Source organism: Streptomyces sp. NPDC030165, assembly GCF_055573595.1.
Genome location: NZ_JBVIBD010000030.1, coordinates 55,310 through 64,940, shown reverse-complemented (window position 1 = coordinate 64,940; position 9,631 = coordinate 55,310). Strand labels below are relative to the sequence as shown.

The 9,631-nt window shown below is 71.1% G+C and carries 9 protein-coding genes; 5 read left to right on the top strand and 4 right to left on the bottom strand.

Going from position 1 to position 9,631, the window contains the following annotated elements; all coding sequences use genetic code 11:
• Positions 1–186: 186 nt before the first annotated feature.
• The gene (locus ACZ4Z1_RS37020; RefSeq protein ID WP_468491065.1) at positions 187–507 is read right to left on the bottom strand and encodes a histone-like nucleoid-structuring protein Lsr2; all 321 of its coding nucleotides are present in this window, start codon (positions 505–507) and stop codon (positions 187–189) included.
• A 300-nt stretch (positions 508–807) separates the two neighbouring features.
• On the opposite strand from ACZ4Z1_RS37020, the gene purS reads away from it, so the two are divergent.
• The 3 genes from purS to purL are packed head-to-tail and all read left to right on the top strand — an operon-like array spanning position 808 to position 4,087.
• Entirely contained in the window at positions 808–1,065 is a 258-nt protein-coding gene (gene purS, locus ACZ4Z1_RS37015; RefSeq protein WP_030679308.1) for a phosphoribosylformylglycinamidine synthase subunit PurS, read from the top strand.
• A complete protein-coding gene (gene purQ, locus ACZ4Z1_RS37010) occupies positions 1,062–1,817 on the top strand; it encodes a phosphoribosylformylglycinamidine synthase subunit PurQ (RefSeq protein ID WP_468491064.1) in 756 nt (251 codons plus the stop codon). Before purS ends, purQ begins: the two co-directional genes overlap by 4 nt.
• Complete coding sequence (gene purL, locus ACZ4Z1_RS37005) at positions 1,814–4,087, top strand: phosphoribosylformylglycinamidine synthase subunit PurL (RefSeq protein ID WP_468491063.1); 2,274 nt, start codon at positions 1,814–1,816, stop codon at positions 4,085–4,087. Before purQ ends, purL begins: the two co-directional genes overlap by 4 nt.
• A 124-nt stretch (positions 4,088–4,211) precedes the next feature.
• Here purL and ACZ4Z1_RS37000 read toward each other — a convergent pair whose 3' ends face one another.
• Positions 4,212–5,810 (bottom strand): MFS transporter, encoded by a 1,599-nt coding sequence (locus tag ACZ4Z1_RS37000; protein ID WP_468491062.1) that lies wholly within the window; start codon positions 5,808–5,810, stop codon positions 4,212–4,214.
• 238 nt (positions 5,811–6,048) lie between these two features.
• On the opposite strand from ACZ4Z1_RS37000, the gene ACZ4Z1_RS36995 reads away from it, so the two are divergent.
• Positions 6,049–6,696 (top strand): TetR/AcrR family transcriptional regulator, encoded by a 648-nt coding sequence (locus tag ACZ4Z1_RS36995; protein ID WP_468491061.1) that lies wholly within the window; start codon positions 6,049–6,051, stop codon positions 6,694–6,696.
• Positions 6,697–6,706: 10 nt separating this feature from the next.
• Positions 6,707–7,513 carry a maleylpyruvate isomerase family mycothiol-dependent enzyme gene (locus ACZ4Z1_RS36990; protein WP_468491060.1) on the top strand — a complete coding sequence of 269 codons (807 nt, stop codon included), beginning with the start codon at positions 6,707–6,709 and terminating at the stop codon, positions 7,511–7,513.
• 63 nt (positions 7,514–7,576) lie between these two features.
• On the opposite strand, the gene ACZ4Z1_RS36985 is transcribed toward ACZ4Z1_RS36990, so the two are convergent.
• Together ACZ4Z1_RS36985 and ACZ4Z1_RS36980 are read right to left on the bottom strand one after the other, a co-directional pair.
• On the bottom strand, positions 7,577–8,992 hold the full coding sequence (locus tag ACZ4Z1_RS36985) for a sulfatase family protein (protein ID WP_468491083.1): 1,416 nt from the start codon (positions 8,990–8,992) through the stop codon (positions 7,577–7,579).
• Between the two features lie 426 nt (positions 8,993–9,418).
• Positions 9,419–9,508, bottom strand: a complete 90-nt coding sequence (locus ACZ4Z1_RS36980) for a putative leader peptide (RefSeq protein ID WP_358973297.1) — start codon at positions 9,506–9,508, stop codon at positions 9,419–9,421.
• Positions 9,509–9,631 lie beyond the last annotated feature (123 nt).

Below are 9,631 nucleotides of genomic sequence, written 5' to 3'. Positions count from 1 at the left end.
GTGGCTTTTTGTGACGTCCTGTGGGGGGACACAGCAACTGGTCTCGGGGTCCTCCCACCCCTTGCCGCCTGGTTTCCCTTTGGGTCCCTCGTTCCCCCCGTGTCCCCGTGCCCCCGGGGGCACGGGGGCACGGGGGCACCGGGGGAGACGCCGGGGGGCCCGGGCAGGGGCGGCGGCCGGTCCGGGTCAGCTGTTGGCCGCGTCGAAAGCCTCGTAGACCTTCTTCGGGATCCGGCCGCGCGGAGGCACGTCCATGTGGTGGGAACGGGCCCAGGCGCGCACGGCGGCGGGGTCCGCGGTCACGGAGGTGTGGTGGTACGCCTTGCCGGACTTCGACCGCTTGCGGCCGGCCTCCACGAACGGGGCGAGGGCGCCGCGCAGTTTCTTCGCATTGGCGGGATTGAGGTCGATCTCGTACCACTTCCCGTCCAAACCGAAGGTGACCGTCTCTGCGGCTTCTCCGCCTTCGATGTCATCGGAGAGCGTGACTACTACGCGCTGCGCCACGGATATCGGTCCTTTCGAGCAGCAACCCCGCCTTGACATGGGGGGATGCTGCAGATCCGGCTGATTGGGATCAATGCATTTTCATTTGTACAGCGGCAGGCATTGCATGGTGAAGCCCAGTTAATTTCCTCAGCGTGTCCTTCCGCAATGCGGACCCTAGGTCTTTTCTGAGATTTTCCCCACCACTTACCGCGGCCGACGTCGTACCGTGACCGCGCCGTCACGATATCTATGCGCGTAGATTTTCGAACACGGTACTGTGATGGCACCGCCTTACGCACCACACCACCGGGAGTGCCAGTGGCACGCGTCGTAGTCGACGTCATGCTCAAGCCGGAGATCCTCGACCCGCAGGGGCAGGCGGTGCAGCGCGCACTGCCACGCCTGGGATTCGAGGGGATCGGCGACGTCCGTCAGGGCAAGCGATTCGAACTTGAGGTGGAGGGTCCGGTCGACGACGCCGCCCTCGCCCGTATCCACGAGATGGCCGAGACCTTCCTGGCCAACACCGTCATCGAAGACTTCACCGTCCACGTCGAGGACCGGGCCGGATCATGACCCACCCGTCGCCCACCACCGCCCCGAGCGGAGGCCCTTCGGGCCGCGGCAACACTCGCATCGGCGTCGTGACCTTTCCGGGCACGCTGGACGACCGTGACACCCAGCGGGCCGTGCGGCTCGCCGGGGCCGAGGCGGTGCCGCTGTGGCACCGCGACAAGGACCTCAAGCAGGTCGACGCCGTGGTGCTGCCCGGCGGCTTCTCCTACGGCGACTACCTGCGGGCCGGCGCCATCTCCCGCTTCTCGCCGGTCATGGACACCGTGATCGAACAGGCCAAGGGCGGCCTGCCGGTCCTGGGCATCTGCAACGGCTTCCAGGTCCTGACCGAGACGCATCTGCTGCCCGGCGCCATGCTGCGCAACGACAGCCTGCACTTCATCTGCCGCGACCAGAAGCTGCGGGTGGAGAACGCGGACACCGCCTGGACCGCCGACTACACGGCCGGCCAGGAGATCTCCGTACCGCTGAAGAACATCGACGGCCGGTACGTCGCCGACGAGCGCACGCTCGACATGCTGGAGGCCGAGGGCCGGGTCGCCTTCCGCTACCTGACCGAGGGCGACACCGCCGACGGATACGGCAACCCCAACGGCTCGCTCCGCGACATCGCCGGCATCACCAACGAGGCGGGCAACGTCGTCGGCCTCATGCCGCACCCGGAGCACGCCGTCGAGCCGCTGATCGGAACCGGCCGCACGGACGGCCTCGGATTCTTCACCTCGATCCTGAAGAAATTGGTCAACGCATGACGCTCGACACGGTCAAGCACGCAGCCGAGACGCCGGACACCGACCAGCCGTGGGCCGAACTGGGCCTGAAGCAGGACGAGTACGAGCGCGTCCGCGAGATCCTCGGCCGCCGTCCCACCGGCGCCGAACTCGCCATGTACTCCGTCATGTGGTCCGAGCACTGCTCCTACAAGAGCAGCAAGGTCCACCTGAAGCAGTTCGGCCAGAAGGTCCCCGAGAACGACGCGATGCTCGTCGGCATCGGCGAGAACGCGGGCGTCGTGGACGTCGGCCAGGGCTACGCGGTCACCTTCAAGGTCGAGTCACACAATCACCCCTCCTACGTCGAGCCGTACCAGGGCGCGGCGACCGGTGTGGGCGGCATCGTGCGCGACATCATCGCCATGGGCGCCCGCCCGGTCGCGGTGGTGGACCCGCTGCGTTTCGGCGCGGCCGACCACCCCGACACCAGGCGGGTGCTGCCGGGCGTCGTCGCGGGCATCGGCGGGTACGGCAACTGCCTGGGCCTGCCCAACATCGGCGGCGAGGTCGTCTTCGACTCCTGCTACCAGGGCAACCCGCTGGTCAACGCCGGTGCCATCGGTGTGATGCGGCACGAGGACATCCACCTGGCCAAGGCGTCCGGCGCCGGCAACAAGGTGATCCTCTACGGCGCCCGCACCGGCGGTGACGGCATCGGCGGCGCCTCCATCCTGGCCTCGGAGACCTTCGACACGGCGCCCGACAGTGCCGACGGCACGGGCAAGCCGTCGAAGCGCCCGGCCGTCCAGGTCGGCGACCCCTTCCAGGAGAAGCTGCTCATCGAGTGCACCCTGGAGGCCTTCGCCGAGAAGCTCGTCGTCGGCATCCAGGACCTCGGCGCGGCCGGCCTGTCCTGCGCCACCAGCGAGCTGGCCTCGAACGGCTCCGGCGGCATGCGCGTGGAGCTGGACGACGTACCGCTGCGCGACTCCACGCTCTCGCCCGAGGAAATCCTCATGAGCGAGTCGCAGGAACGCATGTGCGCCGTCGTGGAGCCGCAGAAGGTGGAGCGGTTCCTGGCCATCTGCGAGAAGTGGGACGTCACCGCAACCGTCATCGGTGAGGTCACCGACGGCGACCGGCTGGAGATCTTCTGGCACGGCGAGAAGATCGTCGACGTCGACCCGAAGACCGTCGCCCACGAAGGCCCGGTCTACGAGCGTCCCTACGCCCGCCCCGACTGGCAGGACGACCTCCAGGCCGACGACGCGGGCAAGCTGCCGCGGCCGCAGACCGGCGAGGAGCTGCGCGAGCAGGTCCTGAAGCTGGTCGCCTCGCCCAACCAGGCCTCCAAGTCCTGGATCACCAGCCAGTACGACCACTTCGTGCAGGGCGGCACCGTGCTGGCCCAGCCGGAGGACGCCGGCATGATCCGCATCGACGAGGCGTCCGGGCTGGGCGTGGCCATCGCCACCGACGGCAACGGCCGCTACGCCAAGCTGGACCCGTACCACGGGGCGCAGCTGGCGCTGGCGGAGTCCTACCGCAATGTCGCGGCGACCGGCGCCAGGCCGCTGGCGGTCTCGGACTGCCTGAACTTCGGCTCGCCGGAGGACCCGGCGGTGATGTGGCAGTTCGCCGAGGCCGTGCGCGGGCTCGCCGACGGCTGCCTGGAGCTGGGCACCCCGGTCACCGGCGGCAACGTCTCCCTCTACAACCAGACCGGTGAGGCGGCCATCCACCCGACGCCGGTGGTCGCGGTGCTCGGTGTCATCGATGACGTCGCGCGTCGTACGCCGGTGGCGTTCGCCGACGAGGGGCATCTGGTCTACCTCCTGGGTGAGACCCGGGACGAGCTGGGTGGTTCGGCCTGGTCCCAGGTCGTCCACGGCCACCTGGGCGGTCTGCCGCCGCGGGTGGATCTGGGCCGGGAGAAGCTGCTGGCCGAGATCCTGATCGCGGCGTCCCGTGACGGGATGGTGGATGCGGCGCACGACCTGTCCGACGGCGGCCTGATCCAGGCCCTGGCCGAGTCGTGCCTGCGGGGCGGCAAGGGTGCCCGGATCGTCGTCCCCGACGGGCTGGACCCCTTCGTCCTGCTGTTCTCGGAGTCGGCGGGCCGCGCGGTCGTCGCGGTGCCGCGCAGTGAGGAGCTGCGCTTCAGCGACATGTGCGCCGCGCGTGGCCTGCCGGCCGCCCGCATCGGCGTGGTCGACGGCGACGCGATCGATGTCCAGGGCCAGTTCACCCTCCCGCTGAGTGACCTCCGGGAAGCTCACGAGGCGACGATTCCGGCTCTGTTCGGCTGACCCCGGGCCGGGGCGCCGCAGTTGGCGCCTCCGCCTCCGCACGGTGGCCCGTCCCTTCCGGGGGCGGGCCACCGCCGTTACGGGAGCCGCCCGAGCCGCAGCCCCATCCCACCGGATCCCCAGCTCAGCCACTGACGGGGGCTTTGCCGGCCGTGGCCTTGTCGGTTGCGGCCTTGCCGGCCGTGGCTTCCCCGACCACGGGCCCCCTGACCGTGGCCTCCCCGTCCATGGCCTCCCCGACCGGGGTCTTCCCGGTATCGGCCTGCCCGGTAGCGGCTTCCCCAGCAGTCGCTTCGCCGCGTATGCGCAGGGACAGGAGCAGTGCCAGCACCAGCACGGCCGTCGAGCAGAGGAAGACCGCGGATATGGAGGAGCTGAAGGCGTCCACCGCGTGGGTGTGGGCCTGGCCCTTCAGGGTCGGTATGGCGCTGGTGGAGCCGCCGGGGCCGCGGTCGGCGTAGACGCGGGCCAGGATCGTTCCGAAGAGGGCCGCGCCCAGTGAACTGCCCAGGGTCTGGAAGAAGCGGACGCCGGTCGTCGCCACCCCGAGCTGGTGGCGCGGTGCGGCCTGCTGGACCAGCACGATCAGCCGGCCGAGTGTCTGGCCGAACCCGGCGCCGAGCAGGAAGAGTTGGGCCCGTACGGTCCACAGACCGGTGTCGGTGCCGTCCGTCGCGAGCAGGAGCGTGGCCACGGCGGCGCAGGCCGTACCGCTGATCACGGAGGCCTTATCCGACCAGCCGCGGGCGCCGAGCCGGCCCGTCACCAGGCCCGAGCCGGCCATGCCGAGCGCCACCGGAATCATGAACAGGCTCGCCGAGGCGGGTTCGATGCCGCGCGCCAGCTGGAGATAGATCATCACGTAGACCAGCGAGCCCATCAGGGCCACTCCGACCAGGCCCTGGACGGCGAAGGCGGTTCGCAGCGTACGGATGCGGAACATCGTCAGGGGGAGCAGTGGTTCGGCGGCGGCGGTCTGCCGCCACAGGAACAGTGCGAGCAGCGCCACCGCCCCGCCTGCCAGCCCCAGGATCACCGGCGAGCCCCAGGCGTGGTCCCGGCCGCCCCACTCCGTCACGAGCAGCAGTGCCGTGGAGAACGCGGCAGCCAGGGCCGCTCCGAGGAAGTCGATGCGCCGTCGCTCGCCGTGCCGGGGGAGCTCGAGGACGAGCGCGGAGGTGACGAGTACGACGAGGCCGACCGGCAGGTTGACGTAGAAGATCCAGCGCCAGTCCGCGTGCTCGGCGAGCAGTCCGCCGACGACCGGGCCCAAAGCCATGCCGGCCCCCGCGACCAGCCCGCCTGCCCCGGCCCCCTTGCCCGCTCCGCGCCGTCCCGGCCCGGCGAGCTGGGCGATGACGACCATGGTGACGCTCATCAGCCCGCCACCGCCCAGGCCCTGCACCGCCCGGAAGGCGATCAACTGGCCCATGTCCTGCGCGGCCCCGCACAGCGCCGAACCGAGCAGGAAGGTGGCGACGGCCCCGAGGAAGACCCGCTTGGCGCCGAAGGAGTCGCAGAGTTTTCCGTACAGGGGCAGCGCGGCGGTGGCGGCGAGTGAGAACGCGCTGATGAGCCATGGGATGCGGTCGACGCCGTGCAGCGGGTCCAGTTCGCGGACGATCGGGACCGTCGCGGCCGAGACGATGTTCTGGTCGAGGACGGCGAGCAGCATCGTCGCGAGGCAGACCGCGAAGCCGGCCTTGCGCTGGGCCGGCGTCATGCCGCCCGGCCTGCCGGTGCCCGGTCCGTCGGTACCGGGCCCGTCGGCGGAGGGGCCGGACGCGCCAGGCCCGGCGCCACCGGCGGCGGCGCGACCGATGGCGCGACCGGCAGCGGAGCGGCCCGATGAGGTGCGTGAAACAGCGGTGGAAGCGTTCATGGCAGCCACCATGCCCGCGAAGCGTGGACCGAGTCAATATTTTGCCCGGTATTATTTTTTGCCCTGGTACAGTAGTGCCATGGCCGAGGAGCTGGGACTGCGCGAGCGCAAGAAACTGCAGACGGAGCGGCGCGTCTGGCGGACCGCCGTCGAACTGTTCCTGGAGCGGGGCTTCGAGAAGGTCTCCGTCCAGGAGATCGCCGCCGCTGCCGAGGTCTCCAAGATGACCGTCTTCAACTACTACGGCTCCAAGGAGGATCTGGTCCTCAAGCCGATGGAGCACCACGCCGGCGATGTGGCCCAAGCGGTGCACACCCGTGACCGGGGGGAGTCCGCGGTCGCGGCCGTCTGCCGCCAGTTCGTCGAGATGCTGGAGCTGCGCGACCCCTCCGTCGGCCTGTGCGACAAGGCGGAGGTGCTCAGCATCCGCCGGCTGATCGTGGAGACGCCGGCCCTGCTGCTGCGCGCGTACGCCAACCGGCTGCACGGCCTCCAGCAGCTCGCCGAGGTACTGGAGCAGGAGTCCGGCGGCGACCGGATGGACGCGCAGGTCGCGGCGGGCCAGCTGATGGCCGCCCGGAACGCGCTCATCAACGAGAACCACCGCAGGCTGCTGGCCGGTGAGTCCGCCGACGCGGTGTACCCGGACGCGGTCGCCGCCGCCCACCGGGCTTTCAGCCTGGTGGAGCGAGGGCTGGGGGATTACGCCGCGCGGCCCGCCGAGTAGCCTCGACGCCATGCCAAGTGCCCGCAAGCCGTCCGGCAGGTCCCGCGTCCGCAGCTACGACTCCGCCAAGACCCGCGCCGCCGTCATCGCACAGTTCGGACACGTACGCACCGCCGTGGAGCGGCTGGCTCCCGAGCAGTTCGCGTTGCCGACCCGACTGGGTGACTGGACGGTCCGCGAACTGGCCGCCCATCTGGCCATGGCGATCGAGCAGGTCCCCGCGGCGCTCGCGCAGCCCGCGCCGCCCGCCCAGGAAGTCACCCTCGCCACCTGGCCGTCCGCGACCCGCGCCTTGGCCGCGAAGGTCGACGAGATCGCCCGCGAGACGGCGGTCGGCGGCGAGCCGTCCCACCTCCTGGACCGCGCCGCCGCCCGGTACGCCGAAGCCGTCCCGGTGGCCCCCGACGACCGGCTGCTGGCGGCCCGTATCGGCGCGATGCGCCTGGATGACTTCCTGGTGGCCCGCTGCGTCGAACTGGTCGTGCACACCGACGACCTGGCGGCCGCCACCGGCCTGGAGATCCCGTTCGACCGCCAGGCCCTGGCCACCGCCACCCGGCTGCTCGCCGACGCGCTCGCCGCCAAGGCGCCCGGCGGTTCCGTCGAGGTCCGGGTGCCGCCGTTCGCCGTCGTCCAGTGCGTCGAGGGCCCGCGGCACACCCGGGGCACGCCGCCGAACGTCGTCGAGACCGATCCGCTGACCTGGCTCCGCCTTGCCACCGGGCGTACGGCCTGGCCCGCGGCGCTCGCAGCGGCCGCCGTGAGCGCCAGCGGCGAGCGGGCCGACCTCGCGCCGTACCTGCCCCTCATGGGCTGAGCCCGGGACCGGCCCTCCCCGGAGCCGCGCACGAGCCCGCCCCCGAAAGCCCCGGGCAGCCCCTCATCCCTCCGGATACGGCAGCAACGTCGCGTCCACCGCTTCCCAGGCCGCCCGCAGTTCCGCCAGCCGCCGTCCCTCCGCCCCCGCCCGGTCCGCCTGCTCGCGGGGGTCCTCGGTCACGTGGAAGAGCTGGTCCCGGCCCTTCGTACCGCGGTAGTACTTCCAGTCACCCCGGCGCAGCGCCCGTTCGCCCCGGGTGCGCCAGAAGAGGTCCCGCTCGGCGAGCCGTTCGCCGCGCAGGAGGTAGCCCGCCAGGCTCGTACCGTCCAGGGGGTACGCGCGGTGCGGCCGGGCTCCGGCGACCTCCAGGAGGGTTGCCGTCCAGTCGGGGCTGAAGTGCGGCTCGTGGCTGACCTGGCCGCCGTCGATGCGGGCCGGCCAGCGAACGATCGCCGGGATGCGGATGCCGCCCTCCTGGAGGGTGAACTTGTTGCCGCTCAGCGGCCAGTTGTAGGACCAGCGCTCGCCGCCGTTGTCGCTCCCGAAGAAGACCAGGGTGTCCTGATCCTGCCCGGAGCGCTTCAGGGCGGCCAGTACGGTGCCCACGGACCGGTCCAAGTCCTCGACCATCTCCCGGTACTTCGCCAGCGAGCCACCGTCCCGGTGCTGGAGTGCGCTCTTGTCACCTGCCGTGATGCGGCGGACGATCTCCGCGCTCGCGGCCTGGTCGCCGTCCGCGACCCATGGCCAGTGCGGGGTGGTGTAGTTCAGGTTGAGCAGCCAGGGCCGGGTCCGGCGTTCGCCCACGAAGTCGACGGCGCGTTCGGTGATGATCCGTGTGTAGTAGCGCAGATCGCGGTACTCGGTGTCGCCTTCGGTGACGTTGCCTTCGTAAAGGTCGTACTCCCCGGCCAGGCCGAGCTTGGAGTAGTACTCCAGCGCGCCGCCGAAGTTCCCGAAGAAGGTCTCCCAGCCGGACTTGGTGGGGCTGTGGTCGGGCAGGTAGCCGCAGTGCCACTTGCCGATCAGTCCGGTGGCGTACCCCGCGTCGCGCAGCAGGGAGGCGAGGGTGGGGTGGTCCGGTTCCAGGCCGACGGACCGGTCCGCGATGGGCTCGGCCAGCCCGCCTTCGGTACGGCCGGGGAACCGTCCGGTGTAGAGCGAGAACCGGGTGGGTGAGCAGGTCGCCGACCCCGAGTACGCCTGGGTGAAGCGCACGCCCTGTCGGGCCAGGCGGTCCAGGTGCGGCGTACGGATGTGCGGTGACCCGTACGAGGACAGGTCGGCCCAGCCGAGGTCGTCACCGAGGATGAACAGGATGTTCGGGCGGCGTTCCGGCCGGCGGCCGGTGGCCGCGCGGAACGGCCGCTCCTGGTGGGCGGGCCCGGCTGCGGCGGCCGGACCCCCGGTACCCACGGCCAGGGTGCCGGTGGCGGCAGTCGCGCCGACCAGGCCGCCGAAGGCGCGGCGGGAGATGCCGACCCTAGGAGAAACCCGCTCTTCCCTGGAAGAACTCTCTCTGGACGCACCCTTCCTGGAGGCACCCTCTCTGGAGGCACCCTCTCTGGAGGAATCGGGGTGGGGCGAAGGCGTGCGGGCAGCGTCGGAACGCGTCACGGGACAGGACCTTCCGGAAGGGGGCGCAGGCGGGGAGCGCCATGGACGGGCGCGGAGAGCGCCATGGGTGAGCGCGGGGAGAGACGCGAGAAGCCGGGGTCGAAAAGCCCGGAAATCACCGGAACGCTCGCCGCGGCCCCACCTCCGTACGGCGGAGTGGCGCATCTCACCTCAGACCCGGTGCGGGCCGTCGGAGAGGCGGTACGGCGCACGCCGGCCCCGGACCGGAACCGGCCGGACCTCGCGTGAAGAGAACGTGAAGACAGATGCGGGGGTGAGCGGCGTTCAGCCGCGCCGCGCGCAGCGACAGATGGCGCTGGCGACGCGACCGAGGTCGACGTGGCGGCGCTGCACCAGGGGCTGCGGGCTCTGCATGACGCATGATCCTGTCCGTGAGTGCATGCCCACGTCAAGCACTCGGCCACCTGGAGCAGGCGCCCCGGACCCGGTCCCGGTTCGATCCCCGGTTCGGATGAATCGCGGACCTGCCCTAGACTC